The sequence below is a fragment of the Clostridium thailandense genome (genome assembly GCF_019207025.1).
Taxonomy (GTDB): Bacteria; Bacillota; Clostridia; order Clostridiales; family Clostridiaceae; genus Clostridium_AM; species Clostridium_AM thailandense.
Genome location: NZ_JAEEGC010000159.1, coordinates 1 through 19,441, shown reverse-complemented (window position 1 = coordinate 19,441; position 19,441 = coordinate 1). Strand labels below are relative to the sequence as shown.

The following is a 19,441-nucleotide window of genomic DNA, read 5'->3' as shown; positions in this document are numbered from 1 at the left end:
AATAATCATCCTTAGCCCTTGACAGGATGAACCTTAATATCTTCCATATTTATCGTAGAGTTAAAAAATCCCCCACACTTTTCAATTACAGAACAGTCTTTACACTTATCTTTATATCTGACTTTGTAATCTGAAATACTTCTTACATTTAAAGACCATAAGCTTTTATCTAAACTACATAAAGGAAAGTTATATATTTTTACTTCAATTCCACTTTTCAACAGCAGCAGCACAGCTTGTTTAAGTTCTGTTTGAACATCCTTAAAGCTTATCCAGATTTCTTTATTATTTACTACTGCGTTTCCCAGCATTTCCATAGCCATGAAACTTACTCTAAAAACTTTTGCAAAATATTTATTGATCATAAAGGCAATATTTTTGAGCATGTTATAATTCAGCTTATTTACAACAATTCTTATTTCAATTTTTTCCCCTTTATCCAGTAAGTTTTTTACTCCATAAAACGTTTGTACAAAACTGCCTTCTATAGAACTTATATAATCATGAAGTTTGGGTTCATGAGCATGTATGGGGATAGCTATTACCATATCTTTGGGTCTATTTTTAATGAAAGTTTCTGTAAAGTTTTTATAATAAAAAATCCTTCCATTAGTTAATAAAAGATATTTAGTATTTGGAAGTTTCTCCTTACAGTATTTTATTATTTCTATAAAATCATCTCTAAGTAGCGTAGGCTCCCCTCCTGTTATACATAAAAAAGTAGTGCTTTTATCTATAAGTTTTATATGCCTTTTTATAATATGTAAAGGAATATTATTATTTTCTGTTCTTACACTTAATGAATCAGGACACATTATACAATTATTATTGCACTTATTAGTAAGCATTAAAAAATTATCATTAGAATTAGAACGATATAAAACTCTTATATTACAAGTAACAGGATTTATTTCTATAACATCTTTATCTCTTAATGTATCAAGATCATGAACTCCACATATATAGGAAATACCTTTTAGTTTAAGATGATTTACAATTTCTTCTTTTAAATTTTCTTCTTGAAAAAGATAAAATTTATAGCCCTTTAAAAAATTATTACATCCTTTTAATACTATCTTGATCTTATTCATACTTATTGTTTCTTCATCGTTCCTACATACTACCACCACTGAATAATTACCTCTGCCCTCTTTCCCCTTCAAAAACAGAGGTCTATATTTAGAATCTTTTATCATGCAAAGTCTCCTAACTAGTTTATTATTAGACCAATTATTGTCCCTAATAGTATAAAAGGTGCAAAATGTATTTGTCTGACTATCACTACTTCATCAAAACCTCTACTGCTCTTATGCCATCTTCTAATACTATTAATTTGCTCTTCATTTATCCTTGAATTCATACTTTCTGATGCATCTACAGGAAGTCCTTTAACTCTTGAGCCGTTAAAACTTAAAACAGTTCCTGCCGAAAGTATCATTCCTGTTTTTAAATTTTCTATAGTAATTTTCTTATAATTATATTTTCCGCATAGCGTTCTAAGAAAAATTAAAATTATAACTAAAGCCATTACCTTTAAATTAACATTTACATTTGTAATAGACGAATTGATAAAATTATATATATATATCGAGCCTCCTAAAACTAAAACAAAAGAAAATATTATCTTGTTTCCTATATATCTAGCTAAATAAACAATTAAAAGTGCATTAAAAAGCATGCATAAACTTAAATTATAAAAATAAAATACTTTAAAATACTTGGATAATACAAAATTAACATTAATAGAAATTACCCACGCAAATATAAGCTTGGGTGCTAAGTTCTTGAGTAACTTTATGTCTATACAGTACATACTGCTTATTTCTCTTTTTATAAATTTATCTTTTACATATAAAAACATACTTTCCAAAGCAACATAGATAAATCCACATAAAAATATATACATTATAATAGAAAAGCCTGGGAATACATTCATGTTATTGATCTTATAAACTTCTAATGGCATTAAACTCATAATTAAAATAAGAAGTTTTGCATCTCCAGCAGCCCATATCTTAAAACAATATATGGATAAAGAGAAAATTATAGATGCAGCTAAGTTTATTAAATACCCTTTTACTACATCTTGATTTTTACTGCTTAAATATATTACTTGTAATACTATTGCCATTAGAAAAAATATCAGTAAATGTTTATTATATATCTTTCCTTCTTTAATATCTGTATAGGTGGCCATGCAGCCTGCACCTAATATAATAGCGATTAAAATTCCGTATATATAGTTATTAATCATTTTTCCACCTACTGCTCCTATACATATTTTCCAATTAATCCTATGAGGTAATTACCAAACTCATTGCTTATTAATCTAAAATCGTCTTCATTACAATTAAAACTCAATAAAATCTTATCAGCTTCTATACTATATGTAATTTTTACTATACTCATATAATCTTCTATAGCTTTCTCTATATATTTTAACGGATAAATATTTAAGTTTAACTCTAAACTATTCACATTTCTCTCCTTAACTTCCTTACAATCTTTCACCAGTGTCTTTTATCTGCCAAGGTTCGCTAATATTAAGTATATCTTCCTCGGTATATTGTAATTCTAAATCTTTTTCGTCCATATCAAAACAATTCAGCTCTTCATTTAAATTTTCTGTTTCTTCGGTTTCTATGCATGTATTATATAGAGCTCTCCCTAAAATTAATTCTCTTATGTTTTTTGTCTTTTCAAATATCTTTAACCTAAGAGCTTGATTTAATAGTTCATTATAAAATTCTCCTACCATTTTTTCCATATAATCTTTATCATGTTTTTGCTTAGCTGTAAATTCCACCCTTAGTACATTAGCTTTTTCATAATCAAAATAGATGTATAGTTTATCTATGAACATATATGCTGTCTTCATTACTACGGTGAGAGAATAAATTTGATCATTGATATAAAATATCGTTTTATCTTTTTCTACTACATGTGTTATATTATTCATGCTCTACTCCTTATATCTCATCCTACTTTGGCAAATCTGTAGCATCAGGTATTTGTGGAACCTGTGGAACTGGTTCTGGTTTAGGTGCTGGCGCTTGGGTTGATTGTACTGAATTTGAGTTATCCACTGTTGTATTAGATACACTATTTCCTGACGATCCTGAGTTATTTCCTGATGATCCAGATTCTATATAATTCCCGCTGCTTGATGATCCACCACCACCGTAGCTTGAAGAACTATGTGAACTGTGTGATGAGTGAGAGCTGTGAGAAGAATGGGATCTGTGAGAAGCAAACACACTATCATTTGAAGCAATAAAACTAGCTATTACTATTAAAGATCCTATAAACATTAATTTGTTTCTACTTATATCCCCTTCTTCTTCATACATAAAATCAGCTATAGATTTCTTTAATTGAGGAAAATTGATTTTATTTATCTTACTATCTTTCATTTTTTACACCCCAAACTACTTTTTAAATTTATTATTTTCCCATTGTCCTTCTTGGACTTGTCCATCTTTATATGTATATTTTCCAGTTCCATTCATCATATTATTAGACCATTCACCATCATATACGTCGCCATTTTTAAAGTGATAAATTCCTTTTCCATTCATTTTGTCATTTTCCCAACTACCTTCATAACTATCGCCATTAGCCCAAGTGTAGGTACCTTGTCCTTGTTTCTTATTGTTTGCAAAACCTCCATTATAGCTATCGCCATTAGATTTTTTTAATACTCCTTTTCCCTCCATCTTATCGTCTTTCCATTCGCCTTCATACACATTTCCATTTGCCCAAGTATACTTGCCTTGTTGAACCTTTTTATTATCTTTTATATAACCGTCATAAACATCCTTATCATAATTCTTAGTAGTCTTAGTTGGTTGCGCTTGCTCTATTGGTTGTGTTTGCGCTTTGTTCTGGTCTGTAGAATTTTGTTTCTTAGTGCTTTCCGTTACTGCTGTATTATTAACTGCAGTTTTATTGCTTTGTGAGTCATTTTGGTTTGATATACCCCATAAAACTAGAAGTGCTATAATGGCTAAAATGATAATGGTTTTCTTTTTTATTTTCCTCTTTGGCTTATTTATAAGTCCTGTTTTTACAACCTCAATTTCTTTTGGATTCAGCACACTAGTCTTGCTTAAATCTGCTTTTTTTGATTCTTTGCTTTTTAATCCTAGAACCTTTCTTTTATCATCCTGCATTTTAAATTATAACCTCCCCCTAAAATTTCACATCAATTACATTACTCACAAAGTACTATATATAGTCTACAAATCTACCTAATTAGCGTAATATATGTATATTATAGCATGTTTTTACTTTTTTATCAAAATAGATATATGCTTACCTCACATTTTGTAAATATTTTAATTTAATTGCGATTTATAGGGAAAAAGTCAATAGGAAAAGCACCCATCCTCCATGATTAGTGCTTTACTCTCTTAAATTTAATCTATAAATTTATTCAATAGCCAGAATATGTTTATATCCTAAATCATGTTCCTTATTTATATTTTCATCCAAGATTCTCACTAGCTTTCTAGCTTTAATATAAAATAGCCCCCTTGACTTCTCAGGAGGCTAAAGGGTTTTCTTAGTGCAATTTTTATCCACCAAACCCAACTATATATTTACAACTTCCAGATGGTGCCTGCCTTCTTAGTTAGCGATGACATGCCTGCAGCCTGAGCTTGTTACGAATATTATAAATAATATTCTCCACTAATTTTAACTGTTGCACTTCCACCAAAAATAACATTACTTTTTTTAGTAGCTAATTTAACAATATTGAATGCTCTATCAATTCCACCTTGTTCTATAGATACAGGGGTTCCGTCCCACATATTATTTTTAAGCATATAGTAGGCAAAGGCACTATTACCTGAACCTGTCGCTGGGTCTTCAAGATATCCAAACTTAGGTGAAAATACTCTTGTATGTGCAATATTCTTATTATCTTTCACTTCTATGGAATAGATTAAAATAATATCCATACCATTATTATTACAAAATTCTTCTAATTTTTTTATATCTGGAAAAATATTAATCTCATCCTTTAAATTTGATATAGGTACTATTAGTGTTGCTAAACCTGCATTAATTAAATCAATAGGATATTTATCTGAAATACTTTCAACTGATATTCCTAAATTTTCTGCTGCTTCTTTAGCCGTTATATTTGTTTCTATATAAATTGGTTTTGGTGCAGTTATATAAACAGCATCTTGATCTTTTAATTCATTATAAACAGTTAAAATACCTTTTTTATTTGTATCCATCAAGATTTCACTTTTAGCTAATAAACTTTCTGTATTCTTAATTAAATCATACATACAGGCAATTGTTCCATGACCACAGAAATCAACTTCACATTCTGAAGAATAATATGTTAACTTACAGTCTGCCTTTAATGAACTGCTGCAAAATACAAACTCTGAAACAAACCCTTTATGTTCCTTTGCAATATTTAGCATTTCACTATGTGATAAATTTTCATTTTCTTTAAGATAAATACAAGCTGCTGGATTTCCTAAAGATTTATTGCTAGTAAATGCGTCAATTTTTTTATAACTATATTTTTTCATCAATTATATCTCCTTCTAAATTAATTGATTTAAACCATGTATCAATTTCAAATTGCTTTCGAAATTATAATTTCACATTTTATCCAATATAAGGCCTACAAACTTTTTCTATGCCACAATAAAGATATCTTTCAATAACATAATTTAACTATACATTTGTTTATTTATTAATACAATGTTAGAATTGTATCTAGTACAATAAAGAAGGTGATTGAATGATAGATAATTACGGTAATGAAATTACATGGATTCCGGTTATTAAAGAGAAAAACAAACCTATATATATTTCAATTGCCAATTGCTTAGAAGCAGACATTGAAAAAGGTATATTAGAAGGTGGTTTTAAAATGCCTCCTCAAAGAGTAATTGCTAACTATTTAGGTATTAATCATGGTACAGTAACTCGTGCCTATAAGTTATGTGAAGAAAAAGGACTAATAAAAGGAATTATTGGAAAAGGTACCTTTGTCAGTTATTATGCAGGAGTACCTCAAAATGTACTTGGAATTTGCACTAATTCAAACATTATAGAAATGGGAATGGTTCTCCCCTTATATGAAGTTAATAAAATCGTCGAACCCTATTTAAAAGATCTATACCAAAACTTAGATTATGGATCAGCTTTAAGATACGCACCACCAGAAGGTCATTTTAATCATAGATATATAGCATCAAAGTGGCTCAAAAAACTTGGTGTTCAATATTCGCCAGAACAAATTATTATAACTTCCGGAACACAAAATGCCATGGCAGTAATATTGGCAAGCTTATTTGATAAGGGTGACCGTATAATAGTTGATGAATATACTTATACAGGTTTTATAAGTCTTGCAAAGTTCTTTGGCATAATACTTGTACCAGTTAAAACTAACGAAGATGGAATTGATATAGATGAATTAAAACGAACTTGTAAAAGAGAAGCTGCAAAGGGCATATATTTGATTCCCGATTGTCATAACCCCACAACTGCTAGATTGAACGCTAAAAAGAGAATTGAAATTGCTGAAATTATTGAAAAAAATAATCTATTATTAATTGAAGATAATCCATATAGTTTTACAGTACAAGATAAAATTAAACCTATAAGTTATTATCTCCCTGAAAAAAGTATTTATATACATGGGACATGTAAATCCATAAGTTCAACTTTTAGAATTTCATACATTGCATCACCACAAGAATATTTAAAACAACTGATTCATGGAGTTAACAATTTTACGTGGATGGCGTCTCCAATAAATGCAGAAATTATATCTCAGATAATAAATTCATCAAAATACGATGAACTTATTGCATCAAAAATTTCAAAGATTAAAGAACGTAACTTCCTAGTTGATTACATACTTAATGACTATAACATAATCCCAAATAAAACATCCTTTTTTAGATACTTAATACTACCGCAATCTATTTCTGATAAAGATTTAGAGATATCTTGTTTAGAACGAGGAGTTCAAATATTTTCATCAAAGCGTTTTTCTGTAGGTACCAACTCAAACAAAAACGCAATTAGACTATCTATTAGTGGACCAGAAAATATTGATGACTTAAGAAAAGGATTATTAATTATTAAAGAGGCTATAAAATTATTAGAAACAGACATGAACTTAATAATATAACGAAAGGCCTAAGCCCAACTTATTCCTGCCATGGGGTCAGTCCCCATATCGAGAGATTTATCTCGAGCTTGCTACAGTCCTCTAAACTCTTCATCCTTGTAGCTATACTTCCCTTTTAAAACCTCATCTATTAAGCTAAGCATCTTTTCTTTATCCTGTGGTAGAGTTCCTCCTATAGCTACATAGTTAGAAGCATGATTGCTTCTAAAAATACAATTTGTAACATCAATATTTTCTAAAAGTGCCCTTGTTTCAAGCATAACTTCTTCTGGGTTCAAAAGTTTAAACTTTCCACAATTAACTTCTTCATACATTTGAGTTTTTGGCTCAACCATTAAAGTTAAAAGTCCAACATAATCAGGACTAATAGCACTTATAACCTCAGCAGATTCTATTGCATGCTCCTTCCATTTATCTTTCCCACCTATTCCAGAAATAAATGTTACTGAAAGCTTAATTCCGCTGTCTTTAAGCTTTCGCCCTGCCTCAATTATTTCAGAAGAAGTCACCCCCTTTTGAATTTGCTTTAATATTATGTCACTCCCACTTTCTATTCCCATATAAAGAATACCTATTCCAAGTGCTTTTAACTCTTTAAGCTCCTCTAGTGATTTTCTTAAAACATCCTTTGGAGCGGCATAGGCCGATATTCTTTCACACATAGGAAACAATTCTTTTATTTTAAGTAGTATAGCTCTTAACATTTCCATCTTTAGTACAAGAGCATCCCCATCTGCTAAAAATATACGTTTTATAGCACCATATCTTGCTTTAGCTTCATATAAATCTTCATATATTTGTTCTAAACTTCTTATTCTAAAGCTTTTATCTTTATACATGCTGCAAAAAGTGCATTTGTTGTGAGCGCAGCCTATAGTAACTTGAACTATTAAACTATAGGCTTCACTTGGTGGTCTATAAACAATCCCTTCGTATTTCAAAATATAAAAACTCCTTTGCACTGTAATTTAATATTCTGGAAAAGTCCTTTAAAACTTTAATTTTTAATCCTTCATAATGCTATTATATACTCGCTTCCTTATAATAGCAATTATAAGGAAGTTTACCTTTTATTTTAGTTAACATAATTCACTAATTATTAACTAAAACCATATAAACTACAGCCCAAAACAACAAAAGCTCTTGAAATGAACTGCCCCCTGTCAAGTAGACAGGGGGCAGTTCATTTCAAGAGCTTTGTATTGTATAAATAAAATTATGCATTCGCACAATAATGATTACCACTATTGTCCACCCAAGAACTATAACATCTATTGCATGTGGAAGAATCATAATCGAAATTTTTAGGTCCAGGACATTCTGGGGTGCCGAACAATTCTTCCATATACCTCAGTTCTCCTCCTGATGCTTTATCAAGTTCATTATCTGAAATTAAATTCTCTGTTGACATAAAAATACCTCCTAAGATTTATAGATTTTTTTGTTTCACATATTTATACGAAATAAATAATATAGTAGCTCATAAAAATATTAAATTTCTTTAACCTTCCATTAATATCCGCATATTTTTCGTACATGTTTAAAAGGATTAATAAGTATATTTTACTTAAGCTTACTCTACTGATACAATTGTATTAGACTGATAAAATCATTTATGTATAAATGTCTAGATTTATCAGAATATAATCAATTATATGGAAAGCTATTATATCATTCCTTAACTATATAGAGGTGAATTTATATGCCTAAAATTGACAATATGCTAGCGATCTTATGGATGCTTAGTTCGGGTGAAAAAGTTACTGCAAAACAAATTTCAGAAAAGTTGGAAATGAATATAAGAACTGTGTATCGATATATTGATACACTTTCAACAAGTGGTGTACCCATAATTTCAGACACAGGGCATAACGGTGGATACACTTTATTAAACAATTTCATTGAAGCTCCCCTTTTTTTTGATTCTGAGGAACAAACATCACTAGTTCACGCTGCCGTTTTTGCAGAAGAAGCAGGATATTATGGTGGTGAAGCACTGAATAGAGCTATCTCAAAATTAAGCAACTATTCAAATCGGGTTCAAGAAATAAACATAAACCAACATTTAACCAGTCTTGAAGTAATAACTCCAGTAAGGTTCCAAACTATGAAACCTTACTTAAAGGATTTGGAGCAGACCATAACTAAAGGATACTCTGTAAAAATTCTATACCATAAGAGTGGTGAAGATCAATCAAAGTATAGATTAGTTGATCCCTACAAAATTATTTATTGGAACAATAAGTGGTATATGATTGGATTTTGTCATCTTAGAAATACCATTCGCAGCTTTAGAGTAGATCGAATTGAAAGTCTAGTGCTTACCGAAAATAAGTTTAATCCTCCAGAAGATTTTTCAGCACGTGACTTTTTTTTGAAAGACCCTGTTCCTACAGAATATAATCAAGAGATTATTTCTTTGGTTAGATATTTCAAAAAAGATTTAGCACCTTTAAAAGTAGTTACTGTAGGCGCTAATAAAGAAATTATTACTACTATGGGAGGGCTAAGCATTAAACCAGATATTTCCCTTGATGAGTGTACTCTTGAGAGCAAAGACCTTTTAATTTTGCCTGGAGGAAATACTTGGGGAGAAGATATTCATCAACTCATCTTAAAAAGAGTTGGTGAAGCTTTAGAACTAGGCACTATTATTGCAGCGATTTGTGGTGCAATTGAGGCACTAGCAAGTGCTGGATATCTAGATTCTAGAAAACATACAAGCAATAACTTAGAGTATACTAAAATGGTATGTCCTAATTATAAAGGAGAAAAATTTTATGAGATGGGATCTGTTGTAGCTAGCGAAAATTTGATTACTGCATCAGGAGTAGCACCTCTGGAATTTGCAATGGAAGTACTGAAAAAACTAGATGTATTTGCACCAGAAACATTACATTCATGGTACAACCTAAATAAGACTCATAAACCTGAATACTTCTTCCAGTTAATGAATTCGATAAATAGTTGATCTAAAAAATCAACTAGGTAGATTATGTATGTCCTATGAAGGTAGAAATAACAAAAATGGAAACAGTATGTGATAAATATTGTATTTCATGTTTTCAATGTATTGGATATAAGGGTTGTCCTAAAAAAGGTTCTTTATTTGGACATGCATCCACTTAAAACATTCTCAAAAGAGAAGAAGCAAAAAGCTTTTGATGGTTGTGAAATGAAGTATATTAGCTTTTAAAGACTTTGTTTTTAAGTTTCGAATAAATCTAGTTAAAAAATGAGATGGAGTTTTAAACACCATCTCATTTTTTTAACAAGTTTTTATTAATGTTTTATTTTGATGCAAAGGTGTCTTCTAAGTATATGTCTCTCTTATCTAAATTTACCGTAAATCGTATTTTATCTTCATAATAAAATTCTCTTTTATAGATAGTTTATCAATTTTGCTTTTTATCTCGCTGCTTAACATTTGTTTTCTTCCTTTCATCTTTCAAGCTTAAATATATACAATAAAAATTTCTTTATCATCTGTATACTTTCTTTCAGATTTATATTCTTTATTTTTATTAAAGTTATATACAACCAAATATCCTTTTTTCATAGAATGAATATCTAGATACTTACACAACTGTTTTATACCTTCATTATGATACTGATCTCCGTGCCATATTTTAAGTTCTTAAGAACTTTTCATCTTTATCACTATACTGTTCCTTCATAAACCTTTGATAGCTTAATAGAATTTTTTCAAAATCTAAACCATTATCTGAAGTTAAAAAGTTATCTCTAAAATTATAGTTAGAAATATTGCTACTCTCTCTAGCTTTAATAGCCGTTAAATGATTATAAATATATTGCTCAAAAATTCTATTATGAATTTTACATCTATTCTTTTCTTCTTTTAAAAATCCATACATCTCTCCAAGGGATATAAGACTATCACTAGGAACATAAACTATTTCTTCACCAGATAATATTATTTTTTCAATAAAAGTTTTAAATTCTTTGTTATTTTCAAGATTTTTTATTAAAGAATCAAATAATGTGTTTTTTTCATTTAATAGCAGTTTTACAGCTTTATCTATGTTATCTAAAGACCATGAATCTCTGAAGTTTTCATCCATCATTTGACTAAGTCTACTAACTAAAAAAGGATATCCACCAGTATAAAAATATATTCTTTCTGATATTACAGCTGTATCCACAATAACATTTTCTTCATTAGCATAATCCTTGAGCATAGTTTCTATTTCTAAAGGATTAAAAGTCATATCTATATTAAAGTTAACTGCAATATTCCATGGACTGTTGTATTTCCTTTCCTCTTCCGGTCTAATGCTTAGCTTTAAATTTTTAATATCATGTACTCCGGCCAATATAACAGAATGAAAAGTATAATCCATATCATCATTTGCAAGTATATATTTATTTCTAAGCATTCCTAAGAAACTTAAAAATAATTGATTATTGCTACTCTTATCTACCTCGTCAATTATTAAAACTACTGGCGTATCGCAATTAATAATAAATTTTGTTATAACACCAGATAACATTTGCAGATTTTTTACACCTAAACTTAGTTTTTGGAGTTCCATAGCCTTTTCTTCAGAAACAAATTTTAAGGTACCGATAATCAAAGTTAAAAAGCTATTACAAAAAACTTCTTCATTTTCAAATACACTATCACCAATTCCTTCAAAGCTAGTACGAATAATTAAATATTTATCCTTAAAACTTTTAGCTATTTGTGATATCAATGTTGTCTTGCCATATTGTCTAGGTCTATTTATGAGAAAATAATCGCCTCTATCTATAAGCGTTTCAACCGCTCTAAGCTTATTCTCAATATTAACCATATAATGCTTTTTACTAATACATGGTCCTGTGGTATTGAATCTCTTTTTCATATACCTTTTCACTCCTAATCATTTTCTTGAGAAATATAATGTGGATTATCTGATTAAATTTATTCCAACCGACATCCTTAAGCATAATGTCGATGAGTTTCTTTCTTAGCAAAGTAATTATAAAAATATCAATGTATTTGTTTTCATACTTTATACATGTACAGTAAATATTTCCTTGTTATTTTCAATAATAACTTCCTTTTTATATTCTTTATTTTCGTTAAAATTAAATATAAGTAAGAACCCTTTGTTCATACCATGAATATCCAAATAATCACTAAGCTGTGCTACTCCCTTTCTATGATATTTTTCCCCTCTCCACACTTTAAGTTCAATTATATACTTAAAATTATTATAAGTTATAACTATATCTAATCTCTTTTCTTCTGAAATTTGAACTTCTTTAAAATCAAATCCCACACCATTAATTATAGGTTTAATAAAGGCAAGAAATAAAAGCCTTCCTTCCCTTTCTATAAATGCAGCATCTATATGACTATATTGTTCTTTTATAAATTGCTGAAACTTAAGTAATATTTTTTCAATACACAGACCACCTTCATTAGTTATAAATTTGTCTTTAAAATTATATTTGCTCATATCTTTATAGGTTGTTCTTGATTTTGAAAGCATATAATTGTAGATTATTTCTTCAAATATTTTATTACTTATTTCAATTCCACTAATTCCTTGTTTAAAAATACCATAAGTTAAACCTAAATTAATTAATGAATCAAGAGCATTAAATAATATTATTTCTCCATTTATTAAAAGTCTTTTTACCAAGTCATACAATTCTTCATTATTTTCAAGATTTTTAACTATACTTTCAAATAATGTATTAACTTCACTTATTATAAGTTTAACTGCTTTATCAATATCTTCTATACTCCAATTTTTTTTATTGTCATGATAAATCTTTTCATCTAAAGTTTTACATATTCTACTTACTAGAAATGGATATCCAGATGTAAAAAAATGAATTCTATCTGATAACTTGGGTATATCCATTATTAAATTATTGCACCCTGCATATTCCTCAAGCATTGTTCCTATTTCTTCTGTTGAAAAACTCATATCTACATCAAAATCTGAAGCAATATTCCACGGACTGTTGTATTTATGCTCTTCTTCAGATCTAATTTGAATTTTTAAACTCTTTACATCATGAACGCCTGCCAGTATTACACTGTAAAAAGTGCAATCCAAGCCCTCATTTCTAAGCAAATATTTGTTTCTAAGCATTCCTAGAAAACTTAAAAACAATTGGTTATTGCTGCTTTTGTCAACTTCATCTATCATTAATATTACTTTTCTATTTGCCTTTTTTATAAATTTTGTCATAAAATAAGATAAATCATCTAAGGATTCTGTTTTTTCCATATTTAAACTAATAAAATTAGCTAATTCAACATCTTCAAATTCAACTGTTCGTTCTAATAGCCTCATGAACCCTTTGCTAAACCTACTTTCATTTTCAAAAACCAAATCTCCTATGCCTTCAAAACTTATTTTTATTGGTAAATATTCTTGGCTTTGTTTTAATTTATTGTTTAGTAAAAATAATGTTGTCGTCTTCCCATACTGTCTTGGTCTATTTATTATAAAATATTCTTCATTATCTATTAATTTTATTATTTTATTTATTTTTTCTGTTGTATCTACCATGTAATGTTTTCTAGGTATGCAAGTTCCAGTTACATTGAATTTTTTTTCCATACTCCTCACCATCCTATGTTACTATTCTATCATATACAGACTTTGTTTAAACACAAATTTAAAATAGAAACGGAAGTGCTAAACCAATTACTTAGTTTTACACTCCCGTTGTGGTTTTTAACAAGGAAAGCTTACCATGTTCCTCATTGGTATCCTTGTTAATTTATTTTTTTATTAAATTTATTTTTAACTCATTACCTTCATTTTTAAATGTTCCATTAAGCATCACCATATTAATAAAAAAGTAATACAAACATTCTGCTAACTAAAATGTTTGTATTATAAAAAGTCAATATACTTATTAAATTTGGTGTTTTAAAACATTCTATTAATCTTTATAGGTTACAATAGGCTTTAATTTTGCTATTACTTTAATCAAATCAAATTCAATAAGATCCTGAATTACCCTATCAATGTTTTTATAGGCTTCTGGGGCTTCTTCGTAAATTAAACTTTTATCTTTACATACAAGGTTATAACTAAAGTTGCTATTTTTAACATCTTTTTTAGAAAACTTACCTAAAAGTCTTTCTTTACAGCCATTTCTCTGCCACTTACGTCCAGCTCCATGGGCAATTGAAAAACCTGTATCCAAGCTTCCATTAATAGGCTTAACAATATATGAGTTAGTCCCTCTAGAGCCTGCTATAACAACATAGCCAGTATCAGAAGGTGCTGCACCTTTTCTATGAACATAATAATTATCTTTAAGTTCAATACCATTATGAACAGCCTCAATTGCAAGACTTTCTAAAGAGCCATTAATAGCATCACATAACCTCTCAGCAATTAATTGCCTGCTTTTTCTAGCAAAAGTTATTGCCTGTTCATAATCTTTTAAGTAGCTTTCAAAACCTTCACTACCCCATTCCAAACCATTCTGACAGCTGTACTTCTCAATATGCTTTCTTAAAATATGTTCGCCTAAACCTCTACTGCCGCTATGAATTAGTAAATATACTCTATTTTTATCTAGATTCAGATTATTAAATTCTTCTTTATCCAATATTTCATCAATAGCAGTGAATTCTGCAAAATGGTTACCCTTACCTATAGTACCAATATTAAATTCATCTTTTTCAAATTCTAGATTGTTCAAACTTCTCATTGCCTTATCTACTTTAAATTTCTTTTCAAAGATAGAAGTTTGAAATAAACTTACAGAACATCCTATGTCATTTCCAATTAGATGAGGATAAATTATTCCTTCTGTTAAAAAAGCTGCTCCAACTGGTGTTTTTCCAGGGTGCAAATCTGGGTAACCAACAGCTAAAATTACTCCTTTTAAATTTGACAGTTTTTTTACCTGCTCTACACCTTCACTCTCCATCCATGATTTTTCTGTGTATATAATTTTATACATATTCAAATATTCTCTCCTTAATAAATAAAATAGTGTTATATTGAGAGAATAACTAATTTTAAGCCATTACTATAATTATGATTTAGTAAGTTCTTATTTAATCTTCTCTCACCATCATATTTTTTATCATATTCATCACAACCTTTACTAATAATTTTTAGAATATTAAAATCCTGTGCTAATTTTAACAGTTAAGTTCACAAAAATCAATTTTTAGGTTTAAACTTGCTAAGAAATACAACAATAAAACCTAAAGCTTTATCTGAGCTTACTTAACTAAAAAGTTTCCTCTGCTTCAGGCATATCCATTGAATAGAAATTTAATAAGGGGCTGCTGCATTAAGTTATTGGTGCAACAGACCCTTTCTTTTTATAAATGCTTATTATTTAATTTCTACCCCGTGTTTTTTCCCAAGGTCTTTTAATTCATTGATATAAGCAGTATATTCTGTATTTCCTTCTTCTGTTATTTTACTGCTGCTATTTACTGTTTCATTATTAGCCTTCTCAAGTCCCTCAAGCATTTTAGCAAATCCACTATTTTGTTTAGTCATAGCTTCTATATACTTGTTATGTAGAGTTTTTACTTCCTCAGTTTTAGGAACTACTTTCTTTGCTTCTTCAATAAGTTTTTCTGAATTAGGGAGAATTTCTTTCTTAAGTTTTGAAATCATAGTTTGAGTGTCAGTTGATTCATTAATAGATGACAATGCAGTCGCATAGCTCTTTTGCAATTTAGTTACAGCGGGCATTTGATTGTTGATATAGTTTGTTAGATCTTCTGCTACTGGGTCAGACCCACAACCTGTGAATAGTGTGAAAATAAGTGCTAATAATACAATTACATTAAAAATTTTATTTTTTTTCATATTAAGTCCCCCTCTATATTACATCAATTTTATTTAGTCAGTAGATACCAGATTAAGATAATTATAATCTAAAAGGATTATTTAAAATTTATCATTTTCATGAAATGTTACTATAGCGTCATGAAATGTAATTTAAGGTGGCTTAGTTTATGGCAATTATGATATAATCTATATTACTTTACAATTATTATAATGATATTTAAAGATGAAATTGAGGTGTCAAGATGAAAATCGCTATATGTGATGACGATGAACAAGAGCTTATACATATCAATCAACATCTAGATGAATATTTTAATTGTGGCTTTTCAAAAGACAAAATTAAAGTCAGTAGATTTCAAAGCAGTATGCAACTGCTTGACCTAATAGAAAAAGGCAAACATTTTGATGTTTTTCTTTTAGACGTCATTATGCCGGACATAAACGGCATTGACCTTGCCACCGAGATAAGAAGCAAAGATCAGGTTGCCAAAATCATATTTTTGACTTCAACCTCGGAATTTGCTGTAGAGTCTTATTCAGTTGACGCTTTTAACTATCTTTTAAAGCCAATTCAAAAGGACAAGCTTTTTACTGTTTTAGAAAAAGTCTGCAATGACATTTACAGCGACCTGAAGCCATATATCCTTTTAAAAACAAAAATCAGTCTGTCTAAAGTATTCCTACACCATCTGGTTTATGTTGAGGTGAGTGGAAGAACTGTATATTTTAACCAAATAAATGGAGCTACACTAGAAATTACCAGTACTATTTCTCAAATTGAAACTGTTTTATTAATAAACAAACATTTCATCAAGCCTCATCGCTCATATATTGTCAACTTAGACTATGTCAAGAACCTATCACAGGATGGAATTACAACAACAAACGATGTGTTTATACCCATATCAAGAAATGTTTATAAAAATGTAAAGCAGGCGTATATCAATCATTCCTTTCACGAGGAAGACCAAGAGGAGGTAAAATAAACATAATGAACTTAATAAGATCTCTTATAGCACTTATTTACGCTATCAGCTTGATATATATGCTCCTAGATTGTGAAGTTAAAAATAAAAATAATCTATTTCTGATGGGACTGTTCGTAACTGTTGTGCTAATTTGTGATGGACTTATTTGGGCAAACTTTGGATATGCAAGTTTTTTGAAGTTATACCCCCTTCTTATTCATGTTCCGTCATTTATAGCCTTTCTGTTTGTATCAAAGTACAAAGGAATAAAGTTAATTTTTATTCTTTTGACAGTTTTCGTTTTATGTACGCCTCCTATTGGTGTAGGGCTTATAACTTCATCTTTTTTTGGCTTCAATAGTACAATCCTGTGTGTTGTTTCCATCATAATGTATATACCCACAGGGTTTATTGTTTACAAGTATCTCCGTCCATCATTTCTTTATATGCTGCGCTACACAGATAAGGGCTGGTTTGGCTTTTGTACTATACCACTTTCATACTATGCACTTATTTATTTTATTGGAATGTATAATGTGAAAAACGCCACAATGAAGTCAATTCTTGTTATCATGGTACTAGCTCTTATTTTGACTCTTTCAGCTTATATTATGATTTTACAGCTTTTTAAGCAAACTAGAGAACAACTCACCTTGCAAAACGAACAGAATTTATTGAAAACGCAGCTAACCTCAGCACAGGTGTATTTGGAGGCATTGAAAGAATCACAGAAGAAAACAATAATTTATCGCCACGATATGCGACACCATCTAAATTTGATAAGTGCTTACCTCTCGGGCAACAACAAGGAAGCGGCGCAAAAGTATATTACAGAGATTGAAAAAAATATTGAAGGTACCATAGTTGAAACCTATTGCGACAATTACACGGTCAACTTGATTCTATACTACTATCTTACTAAGGCAAAGAAAGAACAAATTAAAGTTGAAACCTGTATCAAGCTCCCACAAAAAAGTTCAATATCTGATATGGATTTTTGTATTATTTTTGCAAATGCCATTGAGAATGCTGTGAATGCCTGCAAAGATATTTCAAGGGAAAAGAAAAGAATTATAAAAGTTATCTGTAAAACTAAAAATGATAAGGTCTTAATACAAATTACTAACAGCTATGAAGGCACAGTTATGTTTGTTGACGACTTACCAGTTAACGAAATGGAGAATCATGGAATCGGTACGAGAAGCATAGCTGCATTAGCACAAAAATATGACGGAGTCTACTCTTTCACCGCTGAAAATGGACTCTTCAAAACAAGCATAATCCTCTCGGTGTTTGTCAAACATGTTATCACATGAATTTTTTGTTTGATATTAATTTAAAACTTTTACAAATCACTTCATTTTTGTTTTTTACATAGATAAATCATACATAAAAAGCGAAATCGTAAGATCTCGCTTTTTTCATTAAACTGCACTATATATTTAAAAATGTTTTTTCCAAGTTATGTACCTTAAAACATTTTTTTACTCATTTCATCTATTGCATCAGTTACTACGTCATATACATTGTCGAAATACCCTGAAGGTAAACCGGAAGTCAGACATGGAATAAAGTATTTCTTTCCATTAGCTTTGCAAGCTTCTTCCACATGCTTAGCACAATTTTCAGGCGTCCAATCTGGGAAATCAATCAAACCGCTGTGAAGTCCTCCCATAAAGGATATTTTTCCACCATATTCCTTGATAAGTTCAGGAATGTTATTAGTGTTCATAACTCCTTGCCAAATATCCACGCCCATTTCGATCATATATGGAACTAAGTTAGCTGCATAAGAATCACTATGGTGAACAATCAATTCAACACCATTTTCTTTATAGTAACCATAGATTTTTTTATAAGCTGGAAGAAAGAACTCTTCAAACATTTCAGGAGACACAAAAGAATTTTTTTGACTTCCCCAGTCATCATGATGGAAAATACAATCTGGATGAAGTTTTTCAACTATCAATTTTGCAAACTCCAGCTCATACTGCGTAAGAGCATCAATTAACTCATGCATAGCTTCAGGTTCTTCATATAAACTCATTAAGGCATTTTCCATACCCATAAGATGATGTGTCATTTCAAAGATACCTGGGGCATAAAAAGGTGTCACAAATTCCTCGTTACGGTCAACAGAATTGGCATGAGCAATAGCTTTCGCCCAAGCTTCATCGGAAGTCGGAATTGTAGGAAATTTAACTGATTCCTTCCATTCAGTAACATCTTTTAAAGCTATGTGCTCGGCATCATGCACAGGGAACATACCAAGTTGACCTTCTGGCCACTGCCATGTTATCCCCCAATTATCTTTCCAAGTACTACCGTAGTTGAAACTAACTTCCAAAGGCACTTCCATGATTATATTCAAAAATTCATATTGATTAACAAAACGATCTGGATTTCCACCTTTAATAGTTTCGAGTAAATTCTGTCTTTTAGTTAACATAAATCAATACCTCCCCATATTATTTATGATATATTTATGATATATTTATGCT

At 29.8% G+C, this 19,441-nt stretch carries 18 protein-coding genes; 4 read left to right on the top strand and 14 right to left on the bottom strand.

Annotated features, from left to right (window positions below; genetic code table 11):
* Positions 1 to 11: 11 nt before the first annotated feature.
* From hxsC to I6U48_RS25005, 7 genes are all read right to left on the bottom strand, one after another.
* Positions 12 to 1,196: a His-Xaa-Ser system radical SAM maturase HxsC gene (hxsC, locus tag I6U48_RS25035; protein ID WP_218323203.1), complete on the bottom strand. Its 1,185-nt coding sequence runs from the start codon at positions 1,194 to 1,196 to the stop codon at positions 12 to 14.
* Between the two features lie 14 nt (positions 1,197 to 1,210).
* Complete coding sequence (locus tag I6U48_RS25030; protein WP_218323202.1) at positions 1,211 to 2,254, bottom strand: A24 family peptidase; 1,044 nt, start codon at positions 2,252 to 2,254, stop codon at positions 1,211 to 1,213.
* A gap of 17 nt (positions 2,255 to 2,271) precedes the next feature.
* On the bottom strand, positions 2,272 to 2,478 hold the full coding sequence (locus tag I6U48_RS30225) for an HxsD-like protein (protein ID WP_218323201.1): 207 nt from the start codon (positions 2,476 to 2,478) through the stop codon (positions 2,272 to 2,274).
* 19 nt (positions 2,479 to 2,497) lie between these two features.
* Positions 2,498 to 2,959, bottom strand: a complete 462-nt coding sequence (hxsD, locus tag I6U48_RS25020; RefSeq protein ID WP_218323200.1) for a His-Xaa-Ser system protein HxsD — start codon at positions 2,957 to 2,959, stop codon at positions 2,498 to 2,500.
* Between the two features lie 22 nt (positions 2,960 to 2,981).
* Positions 2,982 to 3,413, bottom strand: a complete 432-nt coding sequence (gene hxsA3, locus I6U48_RS25015; RefSeq protein ID WP_218323199.1) for a His-Xaa-Ser repeat protein HxsA3 — start codon at positions 3,411 to 3,413, stop codon at positions 2,982 to 2,984.
* Positions 3,414 to 3,428: 15 nt separating this feature from the next.
* Positions 3,429 to 4,172: an MORN repeat-containing protein gene (locus I6U48_RS25010; protein ID WP_218323198.1), complete on the bottom strand. Its 744-nt coding sequence runs from the start codon at positions 4,170 to 4,172 to the stop codon at positions 3,429 to 3,431.
* Between the two features lie 501 nt (positions 4,173 to 4,673).
* Positions 4,674 to 5,555, bottom strand: coding sequence for a PhzF family protein (locus tag I6U48_RS25005; RefSeq protein WP_218323197.1), 882 nt, complete (start codon positions 5,553 to 5,555; stop codon positions 4,674 to 4,676).
* Positions 5,556 to 5,770: 215 nt separating this feature from the next.
* Here I6U48_RS25005 and I6U48_RS25000 point away from each other — a divergent pair, with 215 nt between their 5' ends.
* Positions 5,771 to 7,174, top strand: a complete 1,404-nt coding sequence (locus I6U48_RS25000) for an aminotransferase-like domain-containing protein (protein WP_218323196.1) — start codon at positions 5,771 to 5,773, stop codon at positions 7,172 to 7,174.
* Between the two features lie 71 nt (positions 7,175 to 7,245).
* Here the strand turns inward: I6U48_RS25000 and I6U48_RS24995 are convergent, their stop codons facing one another.
* Positions 7,246 to 8,115 carry a radical SAM protein gene (locus I6U48_RS24995; RefSeq protein WP_218323195.1) on the bottom strand — a complete coding sequence of 290 codons (870 nt, stop codon included), beginning with the start codon at positions 8,113 to 8,115 and terminating at the stop codon, positions 7,246 to 7,248.
* 275 nt (positions 8,116 to 8,390) lie between these two features.
* A complete protein-coding gene (locus I6U48_RS24990) occupies positions 8,391 to 8,585 on the bottom strand; it encodes a hypothetical protein (RefSeq protein ID WP_218323194.1) in 195 nt (64 codons plus the stop codon).
* Positions 8,586 to 8,876: 291 nt separating this feature from the next.
* On the opposite strand from I6U48_RS24990, the gene I6U48_RS30220 reads away from it, so the two are divergent.
* A complete protein-coding gene (locus I6U48_RS30220; RefSeq protein WP_218323193.1) occupies positions 8,877 to 10,145 on the top strand; it encodes a DJ-1/PfpI family protein in 1,269 nt (422 codons plus the stop codon).
* A 658-nt stretch (positions 10,146 to 10,803) separates the two neighbouring features.
* On the opposite strand, the gene I6U48_RS24980 is transcribed toward I6U48_RS30220, so the two are convergent.
* The 4 genes from I6U48_RS24980 to I6U48_RS24965 form a co-directional block, all read right to left on the bottom strand.
* Positions 10,804 to 12,039: an AAA-like domain-containing protein gene (locus tag I6U48_RS24980; protein ID WP_312891136.1), complete on the bottom strand. Its 1,236-nt coding sequence runs from the start codon at positions 12,037 to 12,039 to the stop codon at positions 10,804 to 10,806.
* Positions 12,040 to 12,189: 150 nt separating this feature from the next.
* Positions 12,190 to 13,758: an AAA-like domain-containing protein gene (locus tag I6U48_RS24975; RefSeq protein WP_218323192.1), complete on the bottom strand. Its 1,569-nt coding sequence runs from the start codon at positions 13,756 to 13,758 to the stop codon at positions 12,190 to 12,192.
* Between the two features lie 328 nt (positions 13,759 to 14,086).
* Entirely contained in the window at positions 14,087 to 15,121 is a 1,035-nt protein-coding gene (locus tag I6U48_RS24970) for an RNA ligase RtcB family protein (protein WP_218323215.1), read from the bottom strand.
* Positions 15,122 to 15,504: 383 nt separating this feature from the next.
* The gene (locus I6U48_RS24965; RefSeq protein WP_218323191.1) at positions 15,505 to 15,990 is read right to left on the bottom strand and encodes a hypothetical protein; all 486 of its coding nucleotides are present in this window, start codon (positions 15,988 to 15,990) and stop codon (positions 15,505 to 15,507) included.
* Positions 15,991 to 16,214: 224 nt separating this feature from the next.
* Here I6U48_RS24965 and I6U48_RS24960 point away from each other — a divergent pair, with 224 nt between their 5' ends.
* Both I6U48_RS24960 and I6U48_RS24955 read left to right on the top strand, forming a co-directional pair.
* Complete coding sequence (locus tag I6U48_RS24960; protein ID WP_218323190.1) at positions 16,215 to 16,958, top strand: LytR/AlgR family response regulator transcription factor; 744 nt, start codon at positions 16,215 to 16,217, stop codon at positions 16,956 to 16,958.
* A 5-nt stretch (positions 16,959 to 16,963) separates the two neighbouring features.
* Positions 16,964 to 18,256 carry an ATP-binding protein gene (locus I6U48_RS24955; RefSeq protein WP_218323189.1) on the top strand — a complete coding sequence of 431 codons (1,293 nt, stop codon included), beginning with the start codon at positions 16,964 to 16,966 and terminating at the stop codon, positions 18,254 to 18,256.
* Positions 18,257 to 18,411: 155 nt separating this feature from the next.
* On the opposite strand, the gene I6U48_RS24950 is transcribed toward I6U48_RS24955, so the two are convergent.
* Complete coding sequence (locus I6U48_RS24950) at positions 18,412 to 19,389, bottom strand: uroporphyrinogen decarboxylase family protein (protein ID WP_218323188.1); 978 nt, start codon at positions 19,387 to 19,389, stop codon at positions 18,412 to 18,414.
* Positions 19,390 to 19,441: the final 52 nt, after the last annotated feature.